The organism is Streptomyces sp. NPDC001222, assembly GCF_042896945.1.
GTDB classification, from domain to species: domain Bacteria; phylum Actinomycetota; class Actinomycetes; order Streptomycetales; family Streptomycetaceae; genus Streptomyces; species Streptomyces gibsoniae.
Genome location: NZ_JBIAXT010000004.1, coordinates 171,922 through 198,567, shown reverse-complemented (window position 1 = coordinate 198,567; position 26,646 = coordinate 171,922). Strand labels below are relative to the sequence as shown.

The 26,646-nt window shown below is 73.3% G+C and carries 26 protein-coding genes; 12 read left to right on the top strand and 14 right to left on the bottom strand.

Going from position 1 to position 26,646, the window contains the following annotated elements; all coding sequences use genetic code 11:
* Positions 1-28 precede the first annotated feature (28 nt).
* Both ACFY2Z_RS08340 and ACFY2Z_RS08335 read right to left on the bottom strand, forming a co-directional pair.
* A complete protein-coding gene (locus tag ACFY2Z_RS08340; protein ID WP_390743377.1) occupies positions 29-658 on the bottom strand; it encodes a MarR family winged helix-turn-helix transcriptional regulator in 630 nt (209 codons plus the stop codon).
* Positions 655-2,292: an FUSC family protein gene (locus ACFY2Z_RS08335; RefSeq protein ID WP_390743376.1), complete on the bottom strand. Its 1,638-nt coding sequence runs from the start codon at positions 2,290-2,292 to the stop codon at positions 655-657. Before ACFY2Z_RS08335 ends, ACFY2Z_RS08340 begins: the two co-directional genes overlap by 4 nt.
* Positions 2,293-2,462: 170 nt before the next feature.
* Between ACFY2Z_RS08335 and ACFY2Z_RS08330 the strand changes: the two genes are divergently transcribed.
* The 3 genes from ACFY2Z_RS08330 to ACFY2Z_RS08320 all read left to right on the top strand — a co-directional run bounded on the left by ACFY2Z_RS08330 (position 2,463) and on the right by ACFY2Z_RS08320 (position 4,961).
* On the top strand, positions 2,463-3,008 hold the full coding sequence (locus ACFY2Z_RS08330; protein WP_390743375.1) for a DUF5134 domain-containing protein: 546 nt from the start codon (positions 2,463-2,465) through the stop codon (positions 3,006-3,008).
* Positions 3,009-3,159: 151 nt separating this feature from the next.
* Complete coding sequence (locus tag ACFY2Z_RS08325) at positions 3,160-4,095, top strand: M56 family metallopeptidase (RefSeq protein ID WP_390743374.1); 936 nt, start codon at positions 3,160-3,162, stop codon at positions 4,093-4,095.
* 167 nt (positions 4,096-4,262) lie between these two features.
* A complete protein-coding gene (locus ACFY2Z_RS08320) occupies positions 4,263-4,961 on the top strand; it encodes an HAD family hydrolase (RefSeq protein WP_390743373.1) in 699 nt (232 codons plus the stop codon).
* 19 nt (positions 4,962-4,980) lie between these two features.
* Here the strand turns inward: ACFY2Z_RS08320 and ACFY2Z_RS08315 are convergent, their stop codons facing one another.
* On the bottom strand, positions 4,981-5,226 hold the full coding sequence (locus ACFY2Z_RS08315; protein WP_390743372.1) for a DUF2630 family protein: 246 nt from the start codon (positions 5,224-5,226) through the stop codon (positions 4,981-4,983).
* 291 nt (positions 5,227-5,517) lie between these two features.
* On the opposite strand from ACFY2Z_RS08315, the gene ACFY2Z_RS08310 reads away from it, so the two are divergent.
* Positions 5,518-6,231, top strand: a complete 714-nt coding sequence (locus ACFY2Z_RS08310; protein WP_390743371.1) for a TetR/AcrR family transcriptional regulator — start codon at positions 5,518-5,520, stop codon at positions 6,229-6,231.
* Positions 6,232-6,309: 78 nt separating this feature from the next.
* On the opposite strand, the gene ACFY2Z_RS08305 is transcribed toward ACFY2Z_RS08310, so the two are convergent.
* Positions 6,310-6,810, bottom strand: coding sequence for a DUF6214 family protein (locus ACFY2Z_RS08305; RefSeq protein WP_390743370.1), 501 nt, complete (start codon positions 6,808-6,810; stop codon positions 6,310-6,312).
* 228 nt (positions 6,811-7,038) lie between these two features.
* Between ACFY2Z_RS08305 and ACFY2Z_RS08300 the strand changes: the two genes are divergently transcribed.
* Positions 7,039-8,478, top strand: a complete 1,440-nt coding sequence (locus tag ACFY2Z_RS08300) for an FAD-dependent oxidoreductase (RefSeq protein ID WP_390743369.1) — start codon at positions 7,039-7,041, stop codon at positions 8,476-8,478.
* 60 nt (positions 8,479-8,538) lie between these two features.
* Here ACFY2Z_RS08300 and ACFY2Z_RS08295 read toward each other — a convergent pair whose 3' ends face one another.
* The gene (locus ACFY2Z_RS08295) at positions 8,539-9,138 is read right to left on the bottom strand and encodes a rhodanese-like domain-containing protein (protein ID WP_390743368.1); all 600 of its coding nucleotides are present in this window, start codon (positions 9,136-9,138) and stop codon (positions 8,539-8,541) included.
* Between the two features lie 75 nt (positions 9,139-9,213).
* Here ACFY2Z_RS08295 and ACFY2Z_RS08290 point away from each other — a divergent pair, with 75 nt between their 5' ends.
* Positions 9,214-9,501 (top strand): metal-sensitive transcriptional regulator, encoded by a 288-nt coding sequence (locus tag ACFY2Z_RS08290; protein ID WP_390743367.1) that lies wholly within the window; start codon positions 9,214-9,216, stop codon positions 9,499-9,501.
* A gap of 12 nt (positions 9,502-9,513) precedes the next feature.
* Here the strand turns inward: ACFY2Z_RS08290 and ACFY2Z_RS08285 are convergent, their stop codons facing one another.
* From ACFY2Z_RS08285 to ACFY2Z_RS08275, 3 genes are all read right to left on the bottom strand, one after another.
* Positions 9,514-10,260 carry a sulfite exporter TauE/SafE family protein gene (locus tag ACFY2Z_RS08285; protein WP_390743366.1) on the bottom strand — a complete coding sequence of 249 codons (747 nt, stop codon included), beginning with the start codon at positions 10,258-10,260 and terminating at the stop codon, positions 9,514-9,516.
* On the bottom strand, positions 10,257-11,678 hold the full coding sequence (locus ACFY2Z_RS08280) for a rhodanese-like domain-containing protein (RefSeq protein WP_390743365.1): 1,422 nt from the start codon (positions 11,676-11,678) through the stop codon (positions 10,257-10,259). The genes ACFY2Z_RS08285 and ACFY2Z_RS08280 overlap by 4 nt, the downstream gene beginning before the upstream one ends.
* Before the next feature lie 660 nt (positions 11,679-12,338).
* On the bottom strand, positions 12,339-12,938 hold the full coding sequence (locus tag ACFY2Z_RS08275) for a hypothetical protein (protein WP_390743364.1): 600 nt from the start codon (positions 12,936-12,938) through the stop codon (positions 12,339-12,341).
* A 237-nt stretch (positions 12,939-13,175) separates the two neighbouring features.
* On the opposite strand from ACFY2Z_RS08275, the gene ACFY2Z_RS08270 reads away from it, so the two are divergent.
* From ACFY2Z_RS08270 to ACFY2Z_RS08260, 3 genes are all read left to right on the top strand, one after another.
* Positions 13,176-14,261 carry a WD40/YVTN/BNR-like repeat-containing protein gene (locus ACFY2Z_RS08270; RefSeq protein WP_390743363.1) on the top strand — a complete coding sequence of 362 codons (1,086 nt, stop codon included), beginning with the start codon at positions 13,176-13,178 and terminating at the stop codon, positions 14,259-14,261.
* A gap of 187 nt (positions 14,262-14,448) precedes the next feature.
* Positions 14,449-15,126, top strand: a complete 678-nt coding sequence (locus ACFY2Z_RS08265) for a uracil-DNA glycosylase (RefSeq protein WP_390743362.1) — start codon at positions 14,449-14,451, stop codon at positions 15,124-15,126.
* 447 nt (positions 15,127-15,573) lie between these two features.
* The gene (locus tag ACFY2Z_RS08260) at positions 15,574-16,497 is read left to right on the top strand and encodes a sirohydrochlorin chelatase (protein ID WP_390743361.1); all 924 of its coding nucleotides are present in this window, start codon (positions 15,574-15,576) and stop codon (positions 16,495-16,497) included.
* Between the two features lie 129 nt (positions 16,498-16,626).
* Here the strand turns inward: ACFY2Z_RS08260 and ACFY2Z_RS08255 are convergent, their stop codons facing one another.
* Together ACFY2Z_RS08255 and ACFY2Z_RS08250 are read right to left on the bottom strand one after the other, a co-directional pair.
* Positions 16,627-17,646 carry a lactonase family protein gene (locus tag ACFY2Z_RS08255; RefSeq protein ID WP_390743360.1) on the bottom strand — a complete coding sequence of 340 codons (1,020 nt, stop codon included), beginning with the start codon at positions 17,644-17,646 and terminating at the stop codon, positions 16,627-16,629.
* A 75-nt stretch (positions 17,647-17,721) separates the two neighbouring features.
* A complete protein-coding gene (locus tag ACFY2Z_RS08250; RefSeq protein WP_390743359.1) occupies positions 17,722-19,209 on the bottom strand; it encodes an FUSC family protein in 1,488 nt (495 codons plus the stop codon).
* A gap of 228 nt (positions 19,210-19,437) precedes the next feature.
* On the opposite strand from ACFY2Z_RS08250, the gene ACFY2Z_RS08245 reads away from it, so the two are divergent.
* Both ACFY2Z_RS08245 and ACFY2Z_RS08240 read left to right on the top strand, forming a co-directional pair.
* Positions 19,438-19,914, top strand: coding sequence for an Lrp/AsnC family transcriptional regulator (locus ACFY2Z_RS08245; RefSeq protein ID WP_390743358.1), 477 nt, complete (start codon positions 19,438-19,440; stop codon positions 19,912-19,914).
* A 29-nt stretch (positions 19,915-19,943) separates the two neighbouring features.
* A complete protein-coding gene (locus tag ACFY2Z_RS08240; protein WP_390743357.1) occupies positions 19,944-23,096 on the top strand; it encodes a carboxyl transferase domain-containing protein in 3,153 nt (1,050 codons plus the stop codon).
* 88 nt (positions 23,097-23,184) lie between these two features.
* Here ACFY2Z_RS08240 and ACFY2Z_RS08235 read toward each other — a convergent pair whose 3' ends face one another.
* Positions 23,185-23,991: a LysR family substrate-binding domain-containing protein gene (locus tag ACFY2Z_RS08235; protein WP_390743356.1), complete on the bottom strand. Its 807-nt coding sequence runs from the start codon at positions 23,989-23,991 to the stop codon at positions 23,185-23,187.
* Between the two features lie 58 nt (positions 23,992-24,049).
* Here ACFY2Z_RS08235 and ACFY2Z_RS08230 point away from each other — a divergent pair, with 58 nt between their 5' ends.
* Positions 24,050-24,442, top strand: coding sequence for a DUF5997 family protein (locus tag ACFY2Z_RS08230; RefSeq protein ID WP_311699310.1), 393 nt, complete (start codon positions 24,050-24,052; stop codon positions 24,440-24,442).
* Positions 24,443-24,502: 60 nt separating this feature from the next.
* Here ACFY2Z_RS08230 and ACFY2Z_RS08225 read toward each other — a convergent pair whose 3' ends face one another.
* Genes ACFY2Z_RS08225 through ACFY2Z_RS08215 form a run of 3 tightly spaced genes read right to left on the bottom strand, consistent with a single transcriptional unit; the run spans position 24,503 to position 26,530 of the window.
* On the bottom strand, positions 24,503-25,570 hold the full coding sequence (locus ACFY2Z_RS08225) for an iron-containing redox enzyme family protein (protein ID WP_390743355.1): 1,068 nt from the start codon (positions 25,568-25,570) through the stop codon (positions 24,503-24,505).
* On the bottom strand, positions 25,567-25,869 hold the full coding sequence (locus ACFY2Z_RS08220) for a CDGSH iron-sulfur domain-containing protein (RefSeq protein WP_390743354.1): 303 nt from the start codon (positions 25,867-25,869) through the stop codon (positions 25,567-25,569). Before ACFY2Z_RS08220 ends, ACFY2Z_RS08225 begins: the two co-directional genes overlap by 4 nt.
* Positions 25,853-26,530, bottom strand: coding sequence for a HemK2/MTQ2 family protein methyltransferase (locus ACFY2Z_RS08215; protein WP_390743353.1), 678 nt, complete (start codon positions 26,528-26,530; stop codon positions 25,853-25,855). The genes ACFY2Z_RS08220 and ACFY2Z_RS08215 overlap by 17 nt, the downstream gene beginning before the upstream one ends.
* Positions 26,531-26,646 lie beyond the last annotated feature (116 nt).

Sequence of the window (26,646 nt, the reverse complement as noted above, 5' to 3'; positions counted from 1 at the left end):
GCCACGGTCGGGTCCCGGCGGTGGGCGCTCAGCCGCGCGGTGCGCCGAGTCGTCCCTCCAGCTGGAACAGCAACTCCCCGAGCAGCGACGCGAGCTGCGACTGTTCCTGGCCGTCCAGGCCGGAGAGGACCGCGGTCTCGTAGGTGAGCTGCTCGGGCAGGACGGCGTCGACCAGGTCGCGGCCCGCGTCGGTGAGGCGGACATGGGTGACCCGTCGATCCCGGGTGTCGCCGCGCCGCTCGACCAGTCCCCGTTCGGTGAGCTGCTTGAGGCGCTTGGTGACGGCGGCACCGGAGGAGAACGTCTCGCGGGCGATCTCACCGGGCGTCAGCTCGTGGCCCGTACGCCGCAGTGTGCCGAGGACGTCGAACTCGGGCCGGGTGAGCCCGGCGCGGCGCAGCGGTGCGTCCTCGGCCTGCTGGAGCAGGGCGGCGCAGCGGTTGACCCGCCCGATGATCTCCATGGGGCCGGTGTCGATGTCGGGACGGACGGCCTGCCACTGGCGCACCACGCCGGCGACCGTGTCGTTCACGCGGCCACGCCCACCCGCGGCACCGGCGGCCGCTGCGGCAGGGTCAGGTGCCCCCGCCCCGACGGCCCTTCGTCCGTCCGCGTCCTCGCCGCCCGTGGCCGCCGCCCGCCCGTTCCCTGCCGTCATGCCCGTGCGCCTTCCGCGGTGTGCAGTCCCTGCCGTCGTACCGTCGCGGCGAGCGTACGGTGTCCGGCCTGTTCGGCGCGCAGCACCCGCTCCTCCGGCAGGGCGCGCTGCCACCATTCGCCGGCCGCCGCGTCGGCCACGGCGCGCAGGTCCACCACCGCGGCGGCGAGGCCACGGCGCGCGGTCTCCAGGGCGCCCGGTTCGGGGTGCTCCGCGGCCACCACACCGGCGGCGTGCACCCGGGCCCGCTCCAGGGCGGCGAGGGCGTTCTCGATACGGTCGCCGGCGCGCCGGTTGGTGACGACGACCGCGGCGACGAAGCCGAGGAGCGCTCCGACGAGCGTGTCCAGGACGCGGTCGGCCATCAGTGTGCCGGGCTCCTGGTAGTGGGCGAACTCGGTGATGAGCAGGGCCATCGGAGTCACGCAGACGCTGCCGAGCCAGTAGTTGCGGCCGATCAGCGCCTCGGCGCCGAAGTTGAGGGCGAGGCCGCACAGCACGAGGGACAGCCGGCTCTGGTGGGCGAGCGGTGCGATGGCAGCGAACACCAGGACACCGGCCAGGTTGCCGACGACGCGCTGTACGCCGCGGCTCCAGGTGAGGGTGACATTGGCCTGGTAGATCGAGGCGGCGGTGACCAGCGCCCAGTACGGGCGGCCGACGCCGAACGCGAGCGAGGCGTATCCGGCGAGGGCGCACCCGATCGCGGTGCGCAGGGCGAGGGGACCGAGCGGGCCGAGCCTACGGTGCAGCGGGGGCACCGGGCTGTCGAGCTCGGCCTCGACACCGAGGAGTTCGTCGGCGGCCTCGCCGAGGTCGTCCGGCTGCGGCACCGGCCCGGTGCCGTGCAGGGCCCGGGCCCAGACCCGCAGTTGCTCGGGGTCACTGTCGGCGGGTGCCGCGAGTGCGACCTCGGCCCGGACGACGAGCCGCTCCAGGGCGCGCCGCGGCGCGGAACGGGCCCCGGTGGACAGCAGCGACTGCCAGGCGGTGTGCACCGCGGCCGCCGCACCCGCCCGGGCGGCGTCCGTACGGGTCTCGGTGAACGCGGCGGTCGCGTTCAGCGCGTGGGCGGTGGCCCGGCGCTCGGGTCCATGGGGCCGCAGCAGGCCGGGGACCATGCCGACGATCCAGGACCAGGCGCCCCCTGCGGCGGCGAGGGCCAGATGTCCGGGCACCTGGCCGAGTGTCTGCGGGACGAACAGCGATGCCGAGCTGACGAAAGTGAAGATCACGTTTCCGGGCGGGCCGATCCGGGTCGCGTCGCACAGCACCTTCTGCACGGCCGCGAGCAGGGCCCCGACGGTCACCAGCATCATCGCGTCCGTGGTGAGCGAGGCGGCGAGCAGGGCGACGGCGACGCCGCCGAGCATGCCGAGGACGACCAGGGCGAGGGTGCGGGCGCGGGCGGCGTACGGGCGGCTGTGCCCGTAGAGGGCGCAGAGGGAGCCCGCCATGGTGTAGGCCGCGAGGTCGAGACGGCCGAGGGCGAGCAGGGTCAGGTTCGGCGGGGCGACCGCGGCGACCACGCTCAGCGCGGGCTTGAACCAGATCTCCGACGGCCCGCCGAGACGCAGAAGGCCGGACACGGGAAGCGGGCGCACACGGGAGGCTCTGGGGGTCGCACTGCTCATACCCAGAAGCTTAGCACGTGTTTTACTCGTAAAAGATTCCGGATGACGCACACCCCGATCTGCGCCGTGTCCCCCACGCTCCCCCGGCGTACCCCTGTGCGCTCGCTTGCGCACCGTCGGTGAGGGGCATGCCCCCTGAGTCCGTCTCAGTGTCGAGCGGGAGGTGCGCGGTGCACGGACCGGCTTCGCCCGGCTGGCTGCTCGTCGCGCTGTGCGCGGCGACCGGTGCCTACTGTCTGCTGCGCATGCGCAGCGCCGTCGAGGAGCAGCGCCGGGCGGCGGGAGGCGAGGCGCTGATGGGGTTCGGCATGGCGGTTATGGCGGTGCCCACGGCGGTCGTGGTGCCGCCACGCTGGGTCTGGGTCGCCTACGCCCTCGTCTTCGGCGGGGCTGCCCTGCGGGCCCTGTGGGCGGCCCGGGCGAGCACCCACCATCTGCACCATCTGGTGGGTGCCGGAGCCATGGTCTACATGGCGGCGGCGATGGCGTCCTCGCCCGGACACCACGAGCACGGGGGCATACCGCCCCTGACCGGGGCACTCCTGCTCTACTTCACGGTCTATGTGCTGTGGTCGGGGGTGCGGCTGGTGCCGGTGACCGCGGTGGCCACGGCCGGGGGTGCGCGGCCCGCGGGCTGGGGCGACCGTCCTGAACTCGCACGGGTGTGCCGGCTGTCCATGGCGATCGGAATGCTGGCGATGCTTCTGGCCCTCTGAAGCGCTCCGCATCACTCCGGAGCACCCCGGAGCAGGCGATCGCGCGGGCACACCAGCCCCGTACGAGACGGCACAACGAAACCGTGGTGTACGTCACTTTGGCGCGACAGCACGTATCCCGTGGCGCCGCCCGGCTCATAGGCTTCGGCCCATGATGGTCCCCGCGGCACTGTTGCTGCTCGGCGCCCTGACCGCCGTGCTCGCTCCGCGGCTGCTCGCCCGGGCGGACTGGCCGGACCGGGAACCGGTGGTCGCGCTGTGGGTGTGGCAGTGCGTGGTGGCGGCCGTACTGGTGTGCTGCGCGCTGTCGATGACCCTCAGCGCTGCCGCGGCCTGGGCCGCCGTACGGGGCCATGTGTTCGCCACCGCACCGCACGGCGTCGTGGACGCCTATGCGCTGGGCACCGGAAGCACCTGGGCCGCGACGACCGCCGTGGCGCTCGCGTGCGGCGGGGTGTGGACCGCGGCGATGCTGGTGCGGGAGGTCGTACGAGCACAGTCGCGCCGTCGGCGCAGCCGGGCCGAACTGCTCGTGCGTGCCCCGCAGTTGCCCGGCGAGGAGCCCGGCAGCGACCGGCTGGTGGTGCTGGAGGGGGAGCGCCCGGACGCCTGGTGGCTGCCCGGAGCGCCGCCCCGGCTGGTCATCACCACGGCCGCGTTGCGCCGGCTCAAGGGCAGCCAGCTGGACGCGGTGCTCGCTCATGAGCAGGGCCACGCACGGGCGCGGCACGACTGGCTGCTGCACTCCTCGGCCGCCCTGGCCAACGGTTTCCCGCAGGTGCCGGTCTTCGCCGCGTTCCGCGACGAGATGCACCGGCTGGTCGAGCTCGCGGCCGACGACATGGCGTCGCGCCGCCACGGCCGCCTCACCACCGCGCTCGCGCTGGTGGAACTCAACGAGGACCGGGGCGTGTTCGGGCCCTGCGCCACCCCGCAGTCCCATGTGCCCCAGCGCGTCCACCGTCTTCTCACTCCGCCGGACCGGCTGCCGGCGGCGCACCGGCTCAGGCTCACGGCGACGGCGGCGCTGGTTCCCGTGATTCCGGTGCTGGTGGCGTTCGTACCGGGGCTGCGGGCCCTGGGATAGCCACCGGTCGCACGGGGCCGGGGTGGCCCGCTGTGGCTCATGCCCCGGCACGGCGGCTCCGCGCGCCCTGTCGCGTACTGCGCCGGGTACAGCAGGGCCCGTCGGGCGCCGCGCTCGGGCGAAAAGCGGTCCTTGACCCGTGCGGACCGGTCCCGAAGGATCGGCCCATGACGATCAAAGCTGCGCTCTTCGACTTCTCCGGGACCCTTTTCCGCGTCGAGTCGACCGAGTCATGGCTGCGCGCCACTACGACGGAAGCCGGACTGGCCCTGCCCGAGGCGGAGTTGATCCGCGCGGCCGAGCGGCTGGAGTCGGCGGGCGCGCTGGCCGGCGGCGCCGCTCCCACCGCTCCCCTGCCGGACGACCTGGCCGCGCTGTGGGCGGTGCGGGACCGCAGCGCGGAGGCGCACCGGGCCGCGTACACCGGCCTGTCACGTCAGGTGCCGCTGCCGGACCCGCGGCTCCATGACACCCTCTACGACCGCCATATGACGCCTGCCGCCTGGCACCCCTACCCCGACACGGCCGAGGTGCTCGGCGCACTGCGGGAGCGGGGCGTGGCCGTCGGCGTGGTCAGCAACATCGGCTGGGACCTGCGACCGATCTTCCGCGAGCACGGGGTCGCGCCCTACGTGGACGCATACGTGCTGTCGTACGAACACGGAATCCAGAAGCCGGACACCCGGCTGTTCGCCCTCGCCTGCGACACGCTCGGGGTGGCTCCGCAGCACACGCTGATGGTGGGGGACGACCGCCGCGCCGACGGCGGCGCGGCGGACCTGGGCTGCGCGGTGCACTTCGTCGATCATCGCCCGGTGGCCGAACGCCCGGACGGGCTCCGTCCCGTGCTGGACCTGATCGGCTGAGCCGGCCGTTCGGCCGCGCTCAGCCCTCGTAGTCCTCGACCTGGGACGCCGGGCGGACGCGGGCGTCGTCAGGGTTCTCGCCGAACTCGGCCTTGGCTCGACGCTGGCGCAGCAGGTCCCAGCACTGATCGAGCGCGTGCTCCAGTTCGGTGAGCCGCTCGTGCTCCGTCGCGCTGTCGATCCGCCCGGACTGCAGCGCGTCACGCAGGCCGCGTTCCTCGTCCACCATCGCCGAGATCCGGGTCAGGATCTGCTCTTGGTCCATGTGCGTATGCCTCCTCTGGGACTCGTGCCCACTCTAGGGACCGTTGAGCGCCACTGCGAGACCTGGCCGAGACCGCGACTCGTGAGGAGGGGCGGGGACGGGGTGCGAGTTCTCAGAGCAGGTCCGGCGTGGGCGGGTACGGCCGACGCTCGACACGGAGGCAAGACCGGTGCCTGCCCTGGACCATCCCCCGTGTGATCCAGGGCAGACGCCCCCGGAACGGGCCCGCCGGGCACGGTCCGGATGCGCTGAGTATAGTTGGCTGGCAACCAGTCAACGCAGGAGTCCAGGATGTCCCCGCGCAGCGCCTCGGTCAATGAAGAATTGCGGCGGCGTTCCCGCGAGCGGCTTCTGCAGGCCGCGGTCGAACTGGTCAGCGAGCGCGGCTACGACGCGACGACGCTCGGCGACATCGCGGACCGCGCCGGTTCCGCGCGCGGCCTGGTGTCGTACTACTTCCCCGGCAAACGGCAGCTCCTCCAGTCCGCCGTGCACCGCCTGATGCACCGCACTCTGGAGGAGGCCCTGGAACGCGAGCCCCGCACCGAGGACGGTCGCGAGCGGATGGCGCGGGCCATCGACGCGATCCTGGGGCTGACGGTTCATCATCCCGTACTGATGCGCCAGCACATGGCGGGCATCCTGCAGGCGGAGGGGTTCGTGCAGTGCCCCGAACAGCAACGGCTGGCGGAGCTGCTGCGCACCACGGTCGCCGGACACGGGTCGCCGGACCCCGGCGCCGACTACCCGAGACTGCGGGCCCTGTTGATGGGCGCGGTCTACGCTGCGCTCGTGCCCGGCGCGCCGATGCCGCTGCCGGTGCTGCGGGCCGAGCTGTTCCAACGGTACGGACTCGACTGGCGATTGGGGACACCGCCGGATGCCGAGGGCACGCCCGAGCCGCACGACAAGGACCTGTCCCGGTTCTTCGCGACGGAGAGCCGCGATCCCGAGAGGACCGGCCAGGACAGCTGCCGTCCGGAGGAGACCGGGCAGGACGGCTAGACGAGTGACCCGGCCACACTCCTGCCGCCGCGTACACCCCTGCCCTCGCGGACACCTCCGCCGTCGTGCGGGTCCCGCTCAGCGCCGTGTGTGACGTGGTGTCAGGAAGCCGGCGTCGCGTGCCCCGCCGATCAGCCTGAGCGAGCCGCGACGGCTGCGGCCCGTCGCGGACATCACCGCGAGCACCGGGTCGGCCCCCTGCCCCTGGGCCGCAAGGTACTCCTCGGCGACGAGGCGCATCCCTTCGGCGCCGGACGGCCAGGCGGGACGGTCGCCGGCCACGAGCGCCTCGGCGGACTCGGGTGACAGGGCGGACCCGGGTGACAGGGCGGACCCGGGTGACGAGGCGGCTTGCGCGGCGCACGCCTCCAGCAGGGGTTCCTCGATCCAGTCGGCGAGCGCCGTCAGATCGTCGAGGGACAGTGGCGGCTGCGCCCTGACCTCCTCGATCTCCACGCATCCACCGGCCGCCACCGCGAGCACGTCCACCCGTCCCCCGTCGGGCAGATCGAGCCGGACCGCGTACCACGACGTGACACTCCCGCACTCCTGCACTTCCCAGGCGGGCCACACGGACACCGGCCCGTCCGAAGGGAAGTCGGATCGGAAGTGATCGGAAAAATCCCCAAAGGACGCTTCCAACATATACGCAACGTAAGCGAGCGATCACATACCATGCGAAGAGCCACGCACGGCAGGAACCCGCTCCGCACTCCGTCGGCCCAGTGCCACGGTCGCCCTCCCCTCCCGTCGCGCGCGGTGCAATGCTGGAGCCACCAGCGATCTCCTCAGCGAGGGAGTTCCGCCGTGCTGAATGTCGCCGTCGTCGGCTCCGGGCCGAGCGGGGTCTACACCGCCCAGAGCCTCGTCCAGCAGGACCCGGAGGTACGTGTCGACGTCCTCGACCGGCTGCCCTGCCCGTACGGGCTGGTGCGCTACGGAGTGGCGCCCGACCACGAGAAGATCAAGTCGCTGCAGAACAACCTGCGCACGGTTCTCGAACACGAGCGGATCCGGTTCCTCGGCGGTGTCGAGGTGGGCGAGGGCGGAGTGCCGCCCGCCCGGCTGCGCGAGCTCTACCACGCGGTGGTCTACTGCGTGGGCGCCGCGACCGACCGGCATCTGGGCATCCCGGGCGAGGAGTTGCCCGGCAGCTGGTCGGCGACGGAGTTCGTGTCCTGGTACAGCGCACATCCGGACTCCATGGCCGACGACTTCGTGCTCGGCGCGCGGTCGGCCGTGGTGATCGGCGTCGGGAACGTCGCGGTGGACGTGACCCGGATCCTCGCCCGCGGGGTGACGGAGCTGAGCCCCACAGACATGCCGCAGGCGGCGCTCACGGCGCTGGCCGCCAGCGAGGTCACGGAGATCCACATGGTGGGCCGGCGCGGCCCCTCGCAGGCCCGGTTCACCACCAAGGAGCTGCGCGAGCTGGGCACCCTGCCGGACACCGACGTGATCGTGGACGAGGAGGAGCTGGCGCTCGACCCGGCGTACCTCGACCCGTCCGGGCTGCCGGCCACCCAGCGTCGCAACGTCGAGGTGCTGCGCACATGGGCCGCGACACCGCCGCGCGGGGCTCCCCGCCGGATCCACCTGCGGTTCTTCCTACGACCGGCGGAACTGCTCCCCGCGGAGGGCGCCTCCCCGCTCGAACCCAGCCCGGAGCCCGGGGAAGGCCGCGTGGGCGCGGTGCGCTTCGAACGGACGGTCCCCGACGGGGCCGGCGGCGTCAGGGGCACCGGGCGTCACGAGGACGTGGAGGCCCAGCTCGTACTGCGTTCGGTCGGCTATCGCGGGGTGCCCCTGGAGGGGCTGCCGTTCGACGCGAAGACCGGCACCGTGCCGCACACTTCGGGGCGGGTGCTGCGGGACGGGGCCGCCTCACCGGGCGAGTACGTGGCCGGATGGATCAAGCGGGGTCCGACCGGCGTGATCGGCACCAACCGGCCCTGCGCCAAGGAGACGGTGACCTCCCTGCTGGAGGACGCCTCCGGGCTCAGGGGGCGGGAGGTGCCCGAGGACGCGCTCCCGCTGCTGCGGGCGGACGGACTCGCTCCGGTCGAGTGGCCGGGGTGGCTGGCGATCGAGCGGGCGGAGGCCGAGCTCGGGCTCTCGCTCGGCCGGGCGGTGGTGAAGCTCCCCGACTGGCAGTCCCTCATGGCCGCCGCGCGGTGCGACGCGCCCCTGACCGTCGCGCAACACGCCGCACAGCGGCAACCGCCTCGGGATCAGCAGCCCGTCTGAGCCGCTTGCCGTCTCCGCCGTGACCGCGGTCGCGACCCGCCCGGGCCGCGACCGTGTCCGTCAGCGCTCGCGCAGCCGGGTGAGAGTGGCGTCCAGGCCCGCGCCGCGCGGCCGGTTGTACGGGAACTTGCCCAGCAGGAGGGCCATCCCGCAGGTGTCGGTCACGGCCGAGTAGACGAGCCCGCTCGCGACGCCCGCCGACAGCAGCCGGAGCGCCGGGTGAGCCAGTCGGCCGAGCCCGAGGCCGACCAGCACCAACGAGCCCGCGGCGAACCTCACCTGCCGCTCCATCCCCCACACCTCGCGCGCGCCGGACGCCGGGCGCTGCACCTCGTACCCCGCGGCGGCCCATGCCTTCGTGCCCCCGACAAGGGTGGCCGCGGCGACGCGGTGCCCGGCGAGGATCCCGCACGCGGTTGCGGAGCGGCTGCCGGAGGCACAGACCAGGAGCACATCGCTGCGGGAGGCGGCCTCCCGCAGCGCGGGCAGGGCGTCACGGAGGGCGTCGAGGGGGATGTTGAGCGCCCCGGGGAGATGCCCCGAGGCGTACTCGGCGGGCGTCCGTACGTCGATGACGGTCAGATCGGCCATTCGGGCCCGGGCCGTGGCGATGTCGAGGGCGAGCGGGGCGTACGGAGTGGTGGTCTGCGGGTCGGACATGAATGTCATCCTTGGTTGTCGCTGTTGCCCCGAAGCGGGGTAGATTACCCCCAGGGGTATTTCTGAGGAGGGATCGTGGACCTGGATCTGGCGGGTGCCGAGCTGCGCGCCGTACTGAACCGACTGCGTCGTGCGCAGGGCCAGATCGCCGGTGTGATCCGGATGATCGAGGAGGGCCGCGACTGCGAGGACGTGGTCACCCAGCTCGCCGCCGCCTCCCGCGCCCTCGACCGGGCGGGTTTCGCGATCATCGCGACCGGTCTGCAGCAGTGCCTCACCGACGGCGAGGACGGATCCACGCCGACCGAGGACCGCGAGGCGATGCGGGCCCGTCTGGAGAAGCTCTTCCTGTCGCTGGCGTGACGCGACGAGCGTTCACAGGATCGCGTCGGCCAGCATGAAGACGGCCACCGCGAGCAGCACGACCGCGAAGTACCGCTGCAGCCGGCCGCCGGGGACCCGGGCGGCGAGCCGTTTCCCGTCCCACGCGCCGAGGACCGCCGCCCCGGCGAAGGGCGCGACGACGGACCAGTTCAGACCGGCTGCCGTGCTTGTGCGGGCCGCAAGTGCCGCCAGCGAGTTGATCGTGATGACCAGCAGGCTGGTGCCCACCGCAAGCCGCATCCGCAGTCCGAGGACGTTCACCAGTGCCGGTACGGCGAGTAAGCCGCCGCCGACCCCTAGGAATCCGGTGACCGCGCCGAGCCCCGCGCCTGCCGCGGCGGCGGGCACCGCCCGTGGCTCGCGCTGTTCGTCGGCCGCCTGTCGCGGCCACAGCATGCGCAGTGCGGCGGCCGCCGCTATGGCGGCGAAGGCACCGGCCAGCACGGGTTCGGGCACCCTGGCCGCCAGGACCGCCGTGAGCATCGCGGGCAGAATGCCCGCCGCGGCGAACAGACTTCCCGCGAGCCAGCGGACGTTGCCTTCGCGAGCGTGTGCGACCAGGGCGGTGGCGGAGGTCGCCGCCACGATGAGCAGGCTTCCGGTGGTTGCGGCGACCGGCGTGAAGCCGAGCAGATGGATCAGGGCGGGGACGGCCAGAACGCTCCCACCGCCGCCGAGCGCCCCGAGCGCCAGGCCGATCACGGCACCGGCGGCAAGTGCGAGGACCAGAGTGCTCACGCGGCCGGGCCGCCGTCGCCACGGCTCCGCCGCACGGTGAGTCCGGCCGCCACGGCCGACGGGAAGCCGTCGTCCACGGCGACGACGGAACGGCCCGCGGCGTCGAGCAGGGACGCGGCGATCGCGGCGCGCAGGCCGCCCGCGCAGTGCACCCACACCTCACCCGTGGGGACCTCGTCGAGCCGCCGGTACAGGGTGTGGAGGGAGATGTGCACCGATCCCTCGACGTGTCCGTCGGCGCGTTCGGCGGCGCGGCGGACGTCCAGGACGACCATGCCCCCACCCGTGCCCCCGGTTGCGCGTCGGGCGGCGAGTTCGGCGAAGGTGGCACGCCGAAAGGAGGCCGGGGCCGCGCCGTCCCGTATCCAGGAGGCGGGGCCGCCCACAGCGGCCGCGGCCGGGCGGTCGATGCCCACCCGGGTCAGCTCGCGCTGCGCCGCGGCCAGTTGCTCCGGCGACTCGGCGAGCAGCGTGACGGGCTTGCCCCACGGGACGAGCGAGGCCAGATACGTGGCGAGTTGCCCGCCCGCCTCGAAGTTCAGCGAGCCCGCGACGTGCCCCTCGGCGAAGGCGACCCGGCTGCGCAGGTCCACCACCCACTCCCCCGCGGCCAGGCGTGCGGCGATCTCGTCGGCGTCGGCGACCGCGGGCGGGGTCAGGTCGACCGGTGCGGGGCCCTCGGCGTTGGCGGGGCCCATGTACGCGTAGTACGCGGGTATGTCCGCCAGGCCGGCCAGCAGGTCCGCGACGAAGGCGTCGACGTCGCGCAGCAGGGCCTCGTTGGTCTCCTTCTCCTTGCCGATGGTGGTGGTACTGCCGGTGGCCTGTACGGAGGCGGAGGCACAGAAGCTGCCGAAGCCGTGCGTGGGCAGCACGGGGGTGTCGTCGGTGAGTTCCGTGGCCAGGCGGTGGACGGAGGCGTGCTGGGCGCGGGCGAGCCGCTCGGTCAGCCGCGGCTCCACGAGGTCGGGGCGGCCGACCGCGCCGATGAGCAGCGAGCCGCCGGTGAACACTGCCACGGGCGTGGCCGCTGCGTCCGGGACGTCGGATTCCTCCAGGACGTACGAGGTGTGGTGCGGCGTGTGTCCGGGGGTCGCGAGGGCGCGCAGGGTCAGTCCGGTGTCGATCACCACGGTGTCGCCGTCGTGCACGGCGGTCCGCGCGAACGAGACGCGCGCGGCGGCCGGGACCAGATACGCGGCACCGCTGACGCGAGCCAGTTCGAGACCGCCGGAGACGTAGTCGTTGTGCAGATGCGTCTCGACGACATGCGAGATCCGCACGCCGCGCCGCGCGGCCGCGGCGATCACCTGGTCGACGTCCCTGGGCGGGTCGACGGCCACGGCCGTGTGCGCGCCGCCCGCGAGATAGCTGCGGTTTCCGAGCCCCGACAGCTCGATGGTGTCGATGAAGAACACCGGGCACTCCTTCGCTCGCCTTCGTCGGCCCTCGCCGACCGAATTACCCCCGGGGGTATCTGGAGGCTAACACGATTACCCCGGGGGGTATTTTTGAGGGGTCGAGGGGCCGTGCAGAGCGGGCGGGGGGAGCTTCGATGCGCCGGGGGCTGCTGCGCCTCGTCACTTCGCCGGACGGGCCGATCGGCGGCCGGTACCGGACTGGCTGCGCCCGCCGGGCCGTGCCGGGCGGGGCGCTCAGGGCCGGGTGCGCCGGCGAGACCGTCTCAGGAGCGCGCGGTGCCGGGCGGGCCTGCCTCGAACGATGCCTGGGCGGAACGTCGCGGCCGGGCCGTACCGGCCGCGACGTTCCACCCAGGCATGCTTCCGCGATGGGCCCGCGCTCCCGAGCGACAGGCAACTCGCCGCAGGCGTCGCACTGTTGCAGGACGCAGCCGTCTGTGTCCCGGGGCTGCTCGACCGGGCCCGTTCCGGGGGCGGGCCGGGTCAGCCCGTCTTGCGGCCCCACATCGGGCCGAACCGCGCCCATGCCTCGCCCCACGCGATGACGCCCGCGCTCCCGAGCGACAGGCAAACCGCCGCAGGCGTCGCACTGTTGCAGGACGCAGCCGTCTGTGTCCCGGGGCTGCTCGACCGGGCCCGTTCCGGGGGCGGGCCGGGTCAGCCCGTCTTGCGGCCCCACATCGGGCCGAACCGCGCCCAGGCCTCGTCCCACTGCGCCATGCGGCGCCGTTCCAGGCGTTCACGGACGATGCGCCCGCCCAGGTACGGAACCGCCGCAACGCTCGCGCCGACCAGCACCCCGACCATCGCCGCGCGTATCTGCACCTCGGACAGGGAGGCGGGCCGGGTCACCAGGGAGTCGCCGCCGTCCGTCCACACGGTGACGGTCGTGCCCGTGCGGCTGCCCGGTGCCACGCGCGCCTCGCCCGCGTGGGATCGGCCGTCGGTCCCGGTCCAGCGCACGTCCGCCCAGACACGTCCCGCACCGGACGCGGTCGAGGCCGTCGCCTTCGGCGCGTCCTCGGTGAGCAGGGCCACGACCGGGCGCCACTCGGCCCGCTCCTGGGCCAGGCCGTGCTCCACGGAGTGCGTCGCCGCCACCCCTGTCAGCACTCCCCCGACCACGGACACCACCCACACGGTGAGGACGACCCAGGCCTCCAGCGCATCGCTGCGGCGCCGCAGCGGATTGCTCCGCCACCGCCACCACCACACCCTGGGACCGCGGAACGCCGTCTTCGATGGCAGCCGCCTCATCGAGGCCCTCCTTCTCACGCACGCACGGATACCCCCGAACGCCCTCCCATACGAGAGCCGGGCCGCCGCTGCTCACGTGATGTCCGCCGCGCCCCGGTCCGGCCCCCGGGCGGAACGCTCTCCTCGTTCGGCAACACGGCATACGACCTGCGCGAACAAGGCGAGTCGGGGTGACTGTCAGTGCCTGGGTGCAGACTGGCCCGTGTCTGGAACAACGGCGTTTCGGAGGTGGCCGGCATGACCGAGGTACTGCTCACCGTGGGCACACGCAAGGGACTGTTCATCGCGCGGCGACGGGGCGGCGCATGGGAGTTCGACGACAGTCCGTACTTCAACGCGCAGGCGATCTACTCGGTCGCCATCGACACCCGTGCTGCGACCCCGCGCCTGCTGGCCGGAGGAGACAGCTCGCACTGGGGGCCGTCCGTCTTCCACTCCGACGACCTGGGCCGCACCTGGGCCGAGCCGGCCCGACCCGCCGTCAAGTTCCCCCAGGACACCGGCTCTTCGCTGGAGCGCGTGTGGCAGTTGCACCCGGCGGCAGCGGAGCCGGACGTCGTGTATGCCGGCACGGAGCCGGCCGCGCTGTACCGCTCGGAGGACCGCGGCGAGAGCTTCGAGCTGGTTCGCCCTCTGTGGGAGCACCCGACGCGCGGCCGATGGGTGCCGGGCGGCGGCGGCGAGGGCCTGCACACGGTGGTGACCGACAAGCGGGACCCCAAGGCCGTGACGGTCGCCGTGTCGACGGCGGGGGTGTTCCGGACCCGGGACGGCGGCGTGAGCTGGGAGCCGTCCAACTCGGGTGTGTCCGCGGTCTTCCTGCCCGATCCGAACCCGGAGTTCGGCCAGTGCGTCCACAAGGTCGCACAGGACGCGGCGGTCCCGGACCGGCTGTATCTGCAGAACCACTGGGGGGTCTACAGAAGCGACGACGGCGGCGAGCGCTGGACGGACATCGGCGCCGGGCTGCCCTCCACGTTCGGCTTCGCCGCGGCCTCCCATCCGCATCGCGGCGACACGGCGTACGTCTTCCCGATCAACGCGGACGCCGACCGCGTCCCGGCGGGCCACCGCTGCCGTGTCTTCCGGACGGCGGACGCGGGCAGGAGCTGGGAACCGCTCACGGCCGGCCTGCCCGGCGAGGACCACTACGGCACCGTGCTGCGCGACGCCCTGTGCACGGACGACGGGGACCCCGCGGGCGTGTACTTCGGCAATCGCAACGGCGAGTTGTACGCGTCGGCGGACGACGGGGACAGCTGGCAGCAGCTCGCGTCCCATCTGCCGGACGTGCTGTGCGTACGGGCGGCGGTGATCGCCTGATCCGACACAGGCAGGACTGCGGACCGCGGGCCCGGAGACAGCCGCTCAAAGATCCCCCGAGAGAAAGGACTTGCGCTCGGTCGCATACGCCCGTCCCCTGCCCCGATCGCAACTCTCGCGATCATTCTCGGTCGCCCTCAGGCCACCGGTTGATCGTCGGCGTGCGCCCGGCAGTAGGGTGACGCCCGTGGCACCACGACCGTTGCATGAGATCGTCGAACCCGGCTGGGCGAAGGCCCTGGAACCCGTGGCCGGAAGGATCGCCGAGATGGGCGACTTCCTGCGCGCGGAGATCGGCGCGGGGCGCACCTACCTCCCCGCGGGACCGAACGTCCTACGGGCCTTCCAGCAGCCCTTCGACGACGTCCGCGTCCTGATCGTCGGACAGGATCCGTACCCGACCCCGGGACACGCGGTGGGGCTGTCGTTCTCGGTCGCCCCGGACGTCCGTCCGCTGCCGGGGAGCCTGATCAACATCTTCCGGGAGCTGAACACGGATCTGGACCTGCCCCAGCCGTCAAACGGCGATCTCACACCGTGGACCCAGCAGGGCGTCCTACTGCTCAACAGGGCGCTGACCACAGCCCCGCGCCGTCCCGCGGCACACCGGGGCAAGGGCTGGGAAGAGGTCACCGAGCAGGCGATCCGGGCGCTGGCGACACGCGGAAAGCCGCTGGTGTCCATCCTCTGGGGCCGTGACGCCCGCAATCTGCGGCCCCTGCTCGGCGAGTTGCCCTCGGTCGAGTCGGCGCACCCGTCGCCCATGTCGGCGGACCGCGGCTTCTTCGGCTCGCGCCCGTTCAGCCGCGCCAACGACCTGCTGCTCAGGCAGGGCGCACAGCCGGTGGACTGGCGCCTGCCCTAACGCCTGGGGGCCTCGCCGGCGGCCGTGATCGGGGCCGCTCCGGCCCCTCTTCCGGCCGCCCTGAGTCGCCCTGACCGGCCACCCGTTCCGTATGAAGGAACCGCTCCTCACGCCGCTCCGGGATGAGTTGGCACACCGACTTCCGCGCGCTCGGCAGGTCCCCTCCCAGGGCGACCCGCCGTACGGCGCCGCGCGGACCGTTCGCGCACCGGCGGACGACGTGCTCAAACTGCCGTAGGCCGAACGACCGCTGTACCTCGCGACCGAAAAGGGCGAGTGGTCCCTCTTGCCGGGGGTGGGCCGATGCTCCGGGTGCGTGACGGGTGAGTCACACGGTATCGATCACTTCTCATCCGTACGTAACTCATCAGACAAAACCGGACGGATACCGCTCACCTGCACCCTCCCCGAACAGGGGAGCCCACAAAGTTAGTAGCATGCGGCGCCATGAGCTCCCCCACTGGGCCGGCATCCGGCCTGCCTGTACGAATGCCGCGACCCCGCCAGCCCGGACGGCACCGCCGGCCCGAACCGCTGGCGGCTCCCGAGGGCGCGCCCGCGCTCGTCCTCGCGGTGCCGGGCACGCCCAGCGCCGCCACGCGCAGCCTCGCCGAGGAGGTTGTGAGCATCGCACGTTCCGAGCTGCCCGGTCTCGACGCGCGGATCGGTTACGTGGACGGGGACGAGTCCGAGTTCCCCACACTGCAGTCCGTCCTCAGCCACACCGCCGAGGAGCGCACCGCCCGCTACGAGCAGGCGATCGCGGCCGGCGCGGAGGCCAAGGCCCCCGAGGGCCCCGTCGCCGTCGTGGTGCCCCTGCTGGCCGGTCCGGACAGCGCGCTGCTGCGCCGGGTCCGCCAGGCCGTGATGGACAGCCGTGTCGCGGCCGACCTCACCGATGCCCTCGGCCCGCACCCGCTGCTCGCCGAGGCGCTGCACGTGCGCCTGTCGGAGGCCGGCCTCGCCCGCGCCGACCGCGCCCGTCTGTTCACGGTGGCGACGGCCGCGGACGGCATCATCCTCGCGTCCGTGGGTGGCGACGAGGCCGTGCAGGCGGCCGGGATCACGGGCATGCTGCTGGCCGCACGGCTCGCCGTGCCGGTGATGGCAGCCGCGCTGGACCAGGAGGGCTCGATCGCGGCCGTCGCGGAGCAGCTGCGATCCTCGGGCTCGCAGCAGCTCGCGCTGGCCCCGTACCTGATCGGCCCGGAGCTGGAGACCGGTCTGCTGAACGCGGCCGCCGAGGAGGCGGGCTGCCCCGCCGCCGAGGCCCTGGGCGCGTACCCGGCGATCGGCAAGCTGGCGCTCGCCAAGTACACGACGGCGCTCGGCATCGCCCCGCAGCAGCCGCAGGGCGCGCCGGCCCGCTGAGCCCCGCACGAGAGCACCTGGACGACCAGGGCCCGCTTCCCTCTCGGGAGCGGGCCCCTTTGCCTGACCAGGCCCTCAGGACGGCTGCCGGAGCACACGAGGACGGACCGGGGCGGAGGCGAGGGCGCCTCAGCCGAAGACGACACAGGAGGCCGCCGGAGCCTCCACCGAGCCGCCGCGCCGCGGCAGGCCGGTCTCCTGGTCCAGCGCGAACCAGGTCACGCCCCCGGACCGCTCGTTGGCGACGTAGAGGAAACCCTCCGACAGGGCGATCGCACGCGGCCAGACGCCCCCGCACGGCACCGTAGCCGTCAACCGCAGTCCGTCACCCTCGACCGCCAGCACGGACAGCAGGTCCTGTCCCCGGGTCGCGGTCCACACGAAGCGCCCGTCGGGTGAGGCGACGATCCCCGACGGGTAGGCGTCACCCACGGGCGCCTGAGGCAGCACCGGTGTCTCGGCGACCGGTTCGAGGATCCCGGCTCCGGCGTCCCAGCGGCAGACGGTCACGGTCGGCGTCAGTTCGTTCAGGACGTAGGCGCGGTCGCCGTCCGGGTGGAAGGCCAGATGGCGCGGTCCCGACCCGGCGGGCAGCGGCGTCTCCCGATGCAGCCGCACACTGCCGTCCTGAAGAGCGCAGACGCGGACGGAGTCCGTGCCCAGGTCGACGCTGACGACCCAGCGGCCGCTGGGGTCCGGCTGCACCTGATGGGCATGGGGGCCCTCCTGCCGCTGCGGGTCGGGCCCGGAGCCCCGATGCCGGAGCACCCCGGAGGCGTTCTCCGCCGGGACCCCCTCGGCGCGCAGGGGGACGGCGGTGACGCTGCCGGAGCCGTAGTCGGCGGTCAGGAGGTGACCGTCGTACAGGCTCAGATACGTGGGTCCGGCGCCGACGGGGACCGGCGGACCGGCTGGTTCCAGCCGGTCACCGCCGCAGCGGTGCGCAGCGACCGCGCCGTCGGGCCGCTCGCTGACCGCGTACAGCATGTCCCCCGACACCGCCAGCCAGGACGGGTCGCGCAGCCCCTCGTACGCGCTCAGGACGGTCAGCGCTCCGCTGCCCGGATCGACGGCGGCCGTGAGGATGCCGCGCCCTCCCGCCGTCGTGAACGAGCCGATGTACGCCCGCCGTCCGCCGCCGTCCGCCATGCCGTCCCCTCTCGTCGACGCTGTGCCGGCACGACGGTAGCAGCAGGTCTAGACCAAAGGGCGGGGCCGGGGAAGTCAGGCCCGGGCGGGCGACGAGCCGCTCAGCGGCGCGGCCAGCGCGAGCAGGGCGCGTTCCAGGTCATGGAGGTGACCGAGGGCCTGCTCGGCGCCCGGGTGGTGGCCGGGGACACCCGGATGTGCCGCGAGGACGCGCTCGGGCACCGCGCCGAACAGTGCCTCCACCGCCGCCTCGACCCGTCGGCACGCGGCGGTGAGGCGGGCGTCGTGCGAGGCGTCGGGGTCGGCGGCCACGGCCACCAGGCCGCGCGTCTCCCGGGCGCACACGTCGAGCAGGGCCAGCACCTGCAGGGCCCGCGCCTTGCGGGACCGCAACGGATTCAGCGGGTGCACCAGCGGCGCGAGGGCCCCCCGCACCCGCGCGAGCAGTGCCTCCAGCTCGGCGGCGCGGGACGCGGGGTCCGCCTCCGTGTCGCCCGCGAGCCGGCGCGCCGCCTCGGCGGTGCAGCCGTGCACGGCGTGCACCGCCCGGCGCACCCATCGGTCGGTGACCTCGTGGGTGGTGATCGGCAGGACGAACGCGACAGCGAGCGCGGCACCGAGCGCCCCGACGCCGGTCTCCGCGAGGCGCAGACCGAGCAGACCGGGGTGCAGGACGCCGAGCAGGCCGTACAGCAGGCCGGCCATGACGGTGACGAAGAACATCATCCAGCTGTAGGACAACGCAGCCGTGTAGAAGATCCCGAACACACAGGCGGCGATGAGTACGGCCGTGGGGGCGGGGGTGCCGTGCAGCGGCACGGCGACCAGCAGCCCGACGACGATGCCGGTCACCGTGCCGACGACACGCCGGAAGCCGCGGATCAGCGTCTCGCCGCGCGAGGCTGTGTTCACGAAGATCCACCAAGTGGCGCCGACGGCCCAGTACCAGCGCTCGTGCGACAGCACCTGGCCCGCGGTGATCGCGAAGGCGCAGGCGGCCGTCGCCTGGAAGGCCTGCCGGGTGGCGGGCCGGGCCAGTCCCCGCCCGCCCAGCGGCGCGGGCACGGCGGGCAGCGGCCTACGGCGTTCGACGCACCACAGGCCGAACCGGACCCCCGCCGCGGCGGCCAGCGACAGCGCCACGGCCGCGAACAGTTCCGGCAGCAGATCCGGGACGGCGTGCAGGAACTGCGCGACGAAGAACGTCATGAAGGCGAAGATGCCGAGCGCGTTGCCGCGCGGCCCCCAGCGGCGGGCGTACACACCGGCGAAGACCACCGCGAGCCACGCCGCGTCCCGCATCGCCGGCGCCCCGTGCAGGGCGGTCGCGAGCGTGAGGACGGGCAGTCCCACGACGGGCAGCAGCGCGGTGGTGACCGCCTGGCCCCGCACCGTCGGGTCCGCGACCGTGAACAGCGCCAGGAGCGCGGCGAGCCCGCCGGTGATCGACGCGGTCAGGGACAGTCCGGCCCCCTCGCACACCGCCACGCCCAGACCGATGCCGAGCACCGCACGCAGCGAGACCCGCAGCCTGAACAGCCCCGGATCCGGAGCCATGAACATCTTCTTCACCGTGGGAGACCCGCCCCTGCATGTCTGTGTGCCGCCCGGACATGGGAAATGGCGCCGCGGGCACGGTTTCCGGCTTCGTCACCGGTCCTGCGCTGCGCGGCGCCATTGATACGCATCAGGAAAGCATCAGTAAGGCACTGGCTCAAGCGGCTGCTTGTCCACTGAGCCATTGGTACAGTCACGCACGATCCCGTCCGGCACCAGGGAGGCCAACGGACCATGGCCGTGGACGAACTCGACACTCGCATCCTGCGGCTGCTCATCCAGCAGCCGCGCACCAGCGTGCGGGAGTACGCACGGATCCTGGGCATCGCCCGTGGCACGCTGCAGGCCCGGCTGGACCGCCTGGAGCGCGACGGGGTGATCACCGGCGCGGGCCCCTTCCTGTCCCCCGCCGCGCTCGGCCACCCGGTGCTCGCGTTCGTGCACATCGAGGTCACCCAGGGGCACCTGGACGACGTGGGCGACGCGCTCGCGGCCGTGCCGGAGATCGTCGAGGCGTTCTCGATCACCGGGGGCGGTGATCTGATGACCCGGGTCGTGGCACGGGACAACGCGCACCTGGAGGACGTCATCCAGGTTCTGATCAGCCTGCCGGGGGTCGTACGCACCCGCACGGAGGTGGCACTGCGCGAGCGAGTGCCGCACCGGCTGCTGCCGCTGGTGGAGTCGATCGGCCGCACGGCCGTGAGCTGACTGTCTAGAACTCGATCGGGGAGGGATTCATGGGCTCTGCCGCCGTGCTCGTCGCGAACCGCGGTGAGATCGCCGTCCGGGTGCTGCGCGCCGCCGCCGAACTGGGCCTGCGGACGGTCGCGGTGTATACGGACGGCGACGATCCGCATACCCGGCACGCCGACGACGCCGTGCCGATCGGCGACTACCTGGACGCGCAGGCGCTGGTGGCGGCCGCGCGCTCGGCCGACTGCGGCTTTCTGCACCCGGGCTACGGTTTCCTCAGTGAGGATCCGCAGCTGGCCCGGCTCTGCGCCGCCGGGGACGTCACCTTCGTCGGCCCCGCACCGGACGTCCTCGCGCTCTTCGGCGACAAGGCACGCGCGCGTGCGCTCGCCGCGGACTGCGGCGTGCCCGTGCTGCCGGGCGGCGGCACGACCTTGGCGGAGGCCCGGGAGTTCCTGCGCGGCGGGCCCCTGATGATCAAGGCGGTCGGCGGGGGCGGCGGGCGCGGGATGCGGGTGGTGCACACCGCCGGTGAGCTGGACGAGGCCTGGGAGCGCTGCCGCTCCGAGGCGCGGACCGGGTTCGGACGCGACACGCTGTACGTCGAGCGGCTGCTGGAGGGCGCCCGGCACATCGAGGTGCAGATCGTCGGCGACACGAGCGGCGCCGTCACCCATCTGTGGGAGCGGGACTGCAGCGCGCAGCGCCGCCACCAGAAGCTCATCGAGATCGCACCGGCGCCGGAACTCCCCGATCCCGTGCGCGAGAAGATCCTGGCAGCCGCACTGCGCCTGGCCCGCGCCACTGGCTACACGGGGCTCGGCACCTTCGAATTCCTGGTGCGGGACGAGGAGTTCCACTTCATCGAGGCCAACCCGCGGCTCCAGGTGGAGCACACGGTCACCGAGGAGGTGACGGGCGTCGATCTGGTGACCGTGCAACTGCGCCTCTCGGCGGGCGAGTCGCTCGCGGCACTGGGCCTCGCGGGCCCTCCTCCGCCGCCGCGCGGGTTCGCGGTGCAGGCCCGGGTCAACGCCGAGGTGACCTCGGCCGACGGCACTGTCCGGCCCTCGGCCGGGCGGCTGACCCGCTTCGAGGTGCCGACGGGACCGGGGGTGCGCGTCGACACGGCGCTGCGGACGGGCGCCGATGTGGGCGTGCGCTACGACTCGCTGCTCGCGAAGGTGGTGGCGCACGTTCCGCAGGGCGGCTGGGAGGCGGCCTGTGCCCGGGTGCGACGGGCACTCGGCGAGTTCGCGGTCGAGGGCGTGCGGACGTCGATCCCGCTGCTGCGGGCGGTGCTGGAGCGGCCGGACTTCTGGTGGCACACGGGCTTCGTCGAACAGTGTCTGCCCGAGCTGGTGCCCGGCGAGCCGGCCCAGGCCGACGGCGAGGCGACGGGCGGCACCGTGACCGCACCGCTGAGCGGCACGGTGGCCTCCGTCGACGTCGCACCGGGCGGGACGGTGCGCGCGGGCGGGCAGCTGCTGGTGCTGGAGGCGATGAAGATGGAGCACGTCGTACGCGCTCCGGGCCCGGGAGTCGTACGCGCCCTGCACGCGCGCGTGGGCGAAACCGTCGGCGAGGGCAGCCCCCTGCTGGAACTGGACGTCACGGACGACGGGCCCCATGAGGACGACGGTGCGCCACTCCTGGACCCGGACGCCGTACGGCCCGATCTCGCGGAGGCCGTCCGGCGGCATGCGTTCGGCCTGGACGAGAACCGGCCGGAGGCCGTGGCGCAGCGCCATGCGCTCGGCCGTCGTACGGCGCGCGAGAACATCGCCGACCTGTGCGACGAGGGGTCGTTCACCGAGTTCGGCGCGCTCGCGATCGCCGCGCAGCGGCGCCGGCGTTCGCTGGAGGACCTCATCCGGTCGACGCCCGCGGACGGCATGGTCACCGGCACCGGGCGGGTCGACGGCGCACCGTGCGTGGTGATGTCGTACGACTACACGGTCCTGGCGGGCACCCAGGGACTGCAGAACCACCGCAAGACCGACCGGATGCTCCAGATCGCCGGGGAACGCGGGCTGCCCGTGGTGCTGTTCGCGGAGGGCGGCGGGGGGCGGCCCGGGGACACCGACACCACGGCCGTGGCAGGCCTGGACGTGACCACGTTCCAGCGGATGGGCCCCCTCAGCGGCAGCGTCCCGTTGGTCGGCATCGCCTCGGGGCGCTGCTTCGCGGGCAACGCGGCCCTCCTCGGCTGCTGCGACATCGTGATCGCCACGCCCGACGCCACGATCGGCATGGGCGGACCGGCGATGATCGAGGGCGGTGGGCTCGGTGTTCACCGCCCCGAGGAGGTGGGGCCGCGCGCGGTCCAGGCCGCGGGCGGGGTGGTGGACGTCGAGGCCGCCGACGAGGCGGAGGCGGTCGATGTGGCCCGGCGGTACCTCTCGTACTTCCGGGGACCACAGGAGAGTTGGGAGGCGCCCGACGCCCGGTTGTTGCGGCACGCCGTCCCGGAGAACCGCCGCCGGGTGTACGACGTGCGTACGGTGATCGAGGCGCTCGCGGACACCGGTACGGTGCTGGAGCTACGGCGCGCCTTCGGGGTGGGCGTCCTGACGTGTCTGGTCCGGATCGGGGGCCGCCCGATGGGGTTGATCGCGAACAATCCGGCACACCTCGGCGGGGCCGTCGACCGTGACGCGGCCGACAAGGCCGCCCGCTTCCTCCAGCTCTGTGACGCGTTCGGGCTGCCGGTCGTCTCGCTGTGCGACACACCGGGCTTCATGGTGGGCCCGGACGCCGAACGGACGGCGACGGTACGTCACTTCGCCCGCCTCTTCGTCACCGGCGCGAACCTGCGGGTGCCGCTGGTGAGCCTGGTCCTGCGCAAGGCCTACGGCCTGGGTGCGATGGCGATGATGGGCGGTTCCACCCACGCGCCGCTGGCCACCGCGGCCTGGCCCACGGGCGAGTTCGGCGGCATGGGCCTGGAGGGCGCGGTCCGCCTCGGCTACCGCAGGCAACTGGCCGCCATCGAGGACCCTGAGGAGCGGGCCCGGGTGTTCGAGGCGCGGGTCGCGGAGCTGTACGAGCGCGGCAGGGCCGTCAACGCGGCAGCCGCGCTGGAGATCGACGCGGTGATCGATCCGGCCAGGTCACGGGAGTGGATCCGCGCGGCGCTGGAGGGCTGGGAGGGACCGGAGGACGAACGGGGGCGCGGTTTCGTGGACACGTGGTGAAGCGGGGTGCGGCACCGGCGCCGGGCATCATCGAGCGCCTCGTGGCGCCCGGGCCGGTGTCGCGGGCGCCGGGGTAGGTGTCGTACGTCTACGACCGGCGGCGGGGCTTGCCGCGCCGATTGCCCTGGGATCCGCCGGAACCGCTCCGCGCACTCCTGCCCGCGGTACCCGTGGGCTTGCCCGCCCGCCCCGTCTTCCCCGCCGCCTTTCCGGCAGCAGGCTGGCGCCGGGCGCCCGCCGCGTCGGAGCGTGTCTGCTTCGGCTGCGCGGCGGCCTGCGCCGTGCTGCGCCCCCGCGTGCTGTTCACCGTCCGTCCGCGCACGATCCCGATGAAGTCCTCGACCAGGTCCGTGGTCGCGTCCTCGGGCCAGGACAGGGCGACGCCCGACTGAGGGGCGTCCACGACGGTTCGGTAGGTGAGGTCGCGGCGGTGGTACAGCCGCGCCAGCGACTGCGGGACGACGAGAAGCCCCACCCCCGCCGCCACCAGCTCGATCGCGTCCTCCGTCGTGGCGGGCCGCTCGAACGCGGGCAGCCCCGGCGGCTGCTCCCAGTCCAGGACGTCGTCGAGGGGGTGGAACACGACCTCCTCGGCGAGGTCCGCCAGGGACACCTCTTCCACGGCGGTCACCAGGTGGTCCTTGGGGACGACGACGACCGTCGTCTCGGTGTAGAGGGGGATCGCGCTGAAGAAGGTACGGTCCACCGGCAGCCGCACGAGTGCCGCGTCGGCCTCACGGTCGCGCAGCACCTCAGGGGCCTGGGCCGCCGGCACCTGGAGCAGCGTCAGCGGGACGTCTGGCAGGCGTTCGTTCCAGATCCGCACCCACTTGGCGGGCGTCACCCCGGGGACGTACGCGAGCCGGAAAGAGGGGGGTACTTCCGAGCCTGTCACCCCGCCAGGTTACCGGGCGTGGTCGGCGGGCCCTTACCCGGCGGATAGTCTGGACACCATGAAGTCGCACCAGACCGCCCAGACGATGAAGCCCGCGACCGCGGCGAAGAAGCTGGGTGTGTACCTCCCCGCCACCCCCGCCGAGTTCCAGGAGGGTGTCGTCTCGCGCACCGAGCTGAACGAGCTCCAGGCGAATCCGCCGGAGTGGCTGCGGGAGCTGCGGCTGAACGGACCGCACCCCCGCCCGGTGGTGGCGGCGAAGCTGGGCGTGTCCATCGCGGGTCTCGCGCGTGGCGGGGTCACGGAGGCCCTCACCACCGAGCAGATCGACGCGCTCAAGGAGGACCGGCCCGAGTGGCTGGAGAAGGAACGCGCCACCCAGGCCGAGGTCCGCAAGGAAGCCGCCCGGATCAAGAAGCGGGACGCCGAGCGCGCCGAACAGGACCGCTGACCCGCTCCCCGACATCCGCCCCGGGCCCTGGCAAAGGACAGCGCCCCCGGCCCTTGCCGGTCAGATCGTGCCGAGGCCGGTTTCCCCGCCGCCGGCCCGGGGGGCCTCCCGTATCGGCGGCAGTGGTCCCCTCCGCAGGGCGGAACCTCCACCGCGCCACGCGGTGAGCAGGTACGCGGCGAGGCGGTCCTCGAGGAAGCCGGTGGCCCGGATGCCGAACACGACGTCCGTCTCCAGACCGGGCTCGCTCTCCAGCAGCCCGCCGACCACATCGTGGCGCACGACCTGCTCATGGACCGCGTCCGCCACCACGTGCTCCTCGTAGAAGCGTCTGGCCGCCGCCCCCGCGCCGACCCGGCGCAGGGCCTCGGCCAGTCGGCGCGACCCAGGGGACGAGGTCACTTCCACCGCCGCGAAATGGCCGGTCAGGGCGCCCCTGAGGCTGCGGTGCAGACCGAACAGCGACATCAGGTTGACCGTGGCGAGCAGCTCGGCGGGGGCGGCCTCCAGGTAGTACCCGTAGGCCGTGCTGAGTCTCAGGTCCTCCATCAGGTCCGCGTAGAGTCCCGCGTGGATCTCCTCGGCCCGTCCCGCCCCGAACTCGTCGAACTCCACGGCCGCCATACCCGCCTTGGCCCGGCCGTGCAGGCGGGGGATCACCCACGCGTGTGGATCGGCCTCCTTGAGGTGGTACAGCGACCGCAGCGCCGCGTACTCCCGGAGATGCTCCAGCCGGCCCTGGTTCCTGAGGAAGTGGGAGACGCTCGTGGCGTCGTCTCCGACGGGCTCGACCTGAAGGTCGTCGAGGGCCTGCCGGGACCCGATGCCCGCGACAGGGACGTCGGCCCGCAGAGCGGTCTGGAACCGCCCTTCGAGGGCGCGGCGGAAGGCGAGCAGCGCGGGATCCCATTCACGGTCGTCGTCGACCCCATAGAACCCCTGGTAGTGCAGTTCGTACAGCACATAGAGCGCGAGCTGGAGATCCTCCCCGTAGGGATCGCCGTCCTCCGGCGGGGCGGCAGGAGCACTCCCCTCGCGCAGGGCGGTCGCCACCGCGTGCGAGAGCGGTCCCCTGGCGTGCGGCAGGGGCGGGCTGCACCGGCGTGGTTCGGACCGGGTGATCGTCACTCCTGCGTCTCCCCTCCTGCGGATCCGGGATCGTCTCCCGCGGGTCCGGGATCGTCCGCGAGCCTGCCCCGGCGGCGGTGGCTGGTGTCGCACCAGGGATAGGTACGGCTGCGCCGACAGGTACAGACGGCCACCAGGAACCGCCTGCTCACCGCTCGCCGACCGTCCGGGCCGATGATCTCCACCGGCCCCTCGATCAGCAGCGGACCGTCGCGATCGGCGCGGACACGGCAGACACGTTCCCGCCCGCGCGGCACGGCCTCGCGTTCGCGCGGCACGGCGTCATGTTCGTACGGCACGGATGACCACCAGCTCTTCCACCCTGTCGTCGGCCGTCAGACCGCGCTGCCGCAGCCAGTTCAGCCGGGAGAGCAGTACCCGGCCGTAGGGCACTCTCGTACGGTCCGTGACGGTGGCGCTCAGTCCCGACCCGGTCAGCCGGGCGAGCGTGTCCTCGACCCCGCACAACGCTGACTGCACCATGAGCAGGACACCCTGCGGGCGCAGCAGCGTGGTCGCGGCGTCGCAGATGCGGTCGAGCACCATGCGTCCGTCCCATCCGGCGTCCCAGGCACGCGCGGCGCCCCTGGGAACCGCACGGCAGGGGGACGGGACGTACGGCGGATTGCTGACCACGAGGTCGAAGCTGCGTCCGGGCACGGCCGAGGTGAGGTCACCGCGGCGCACGCTGATGTTCTGCCGGCTGAGCAACGCGTTCACCCGGGTCACGAACACCGCCCGCCAGGAGATGTCGACCGCGGTGACCTGCGCGCCGAGCCGTGCGGCCGTCAGCGCCAGGGCACCGGTACCGGTGCCCAGGTCCAGGACCTCCGCCCCCGGGGCGAACCGCTCCCGGCACAGGGCCCGGGTGAGCAGCCGGGTGTCGTCCTGGGGCTCGTACACACCCGGCGGGACCCAAGCGGGAGACCGCGGGGTCGGGCAGCGGGCTTCGACGGTCATCGGCTCCTCCATGTCTCCCTGGACGACACGCAGCCCCGAGTCCCCAGCTGTGTCTGATCGACACGTGCGTGTCCGATCGGCACAGGGCGCCGGAGGAGCATCCGGTCACCGGCGGG

Bases quoted from the DNA above. Each gene is read 5' to 3' on its own strand.
- ACFY2Z_RS08245 (WP_390743358.1), top strand. From the start codon at position 19,438: ATGGCCGTGGACGAACTCGACACTCGCATCCTGCGGCTGCTCATCCAG.
- ACFY2Z_RS08335 (WP_390743376.1), bottom strand. From the start codon at position 2,292: ATGAGCAGTGCGACCCCCAGAGCCTCCCGTGTGCGCCCGCTTCCCGTG.
- ACFY2Z_RS08260 (WP_390743361.1), top strand. From the start codon at position 15,574: ATGAGCTCCCCCACTGGGCCGGCATCCGGCCTGCCTGTACGAATGCCG.
- ACFY2Z_RS08315 (WP_390743372.1), bottom strand. From the start codon at position 5,226: ATGGACCAAGAGCAGATCCTGACCCGGATCTCGGCGATGGTGGACGAG.
- ACFY2Z_RS08340 (WP_390743377.1), bottom strand. From the start codon at position 658: ATGACGGCAGGGAACGGGCGGGCGGCGGCCACGGGCGGCGAGGACGCG.
- ACFY2Z_RS08325 (WP_390743374.1), top strand. From the start codon at position 3,160: ATGATGGTCCCCGCGGCACTGTTGCTGCTCGGCGCCCTGACCGCCGTG.
- ACFY2Z_RS08240 (WP_390743357.1), top strand. From the start codon at position 19,944: ATGGGCTCTGCCGCCGTGCTCGTCGCGAACCGCGGTGAGATCGCCGTC.
- ACFY2Z_RS08320 (WP_390743373.1), top strand. From the start codon at position 4,263: ATGACGATCAAAGCTGCGCTCTTCGACTTCTCCGGGACCCTTTTCCGC.
- ACFY2Z_RS08250 (WP_390743359.1), bottom strand. From the start codon at position 19,209: ATGTTCATGGCTCCGGATCCGGGGCTGTTCAGGCTGCGGGTCTCGCTG.
- ACFY2Z_RS08215 (WP_390743353.1), bottom strand. From the start codon at position 26,530: ATGACCGTCGAAGCCCGCTGCCCGACCCCGCGGTCTCCCGCTTGGGTC.
- ACFY2Z_RS08230 (WP_311699310.1), top strand. From the start codon at position 24,050: ATGAAGTCGCACCAGACCGCCCAGACGATGAAGCCCGCGACCGCGGCG.
- ACFY2Z_RS08310 (WP_390743371.1), top strand. From the start codon at position 5,518: ATGTCCCCGCGCAGCGCCTCGGTCAATGAAGAATTGCGGCGGCGTTCC.
- ACFY2Z_RS08295 (WP_390743368.1), bottom strand. From the start codon at position 9,138: ATGTCCGACCCGCAGACCACCACTCCGTACGCCCCGCTCGCCCTCGAC.
- ACFY2Z_RS08255 (WP_390743360.1), bottom strand. From the start codon at position 17,646: ATGGCGGACGGCGGCGGACGGCGGGCGTACATCGGCTCGTTCACGACG.
- ACFY2Z_RS08270 (WP_390743363.1), top strand. From the start codon at position 13,176: ATGACCGAGGTACTGCTCACCGTGGGCACACGCAAGGGACTGTTCATC.
- ACFY2Z_RS08275 (WP_390743364.1), bottom strand. From the start codon at position 12,938: ATGAGGCGGCTGCCATCGAAGACGGCGTTCCGCGGTCCCAGGGTGTGG.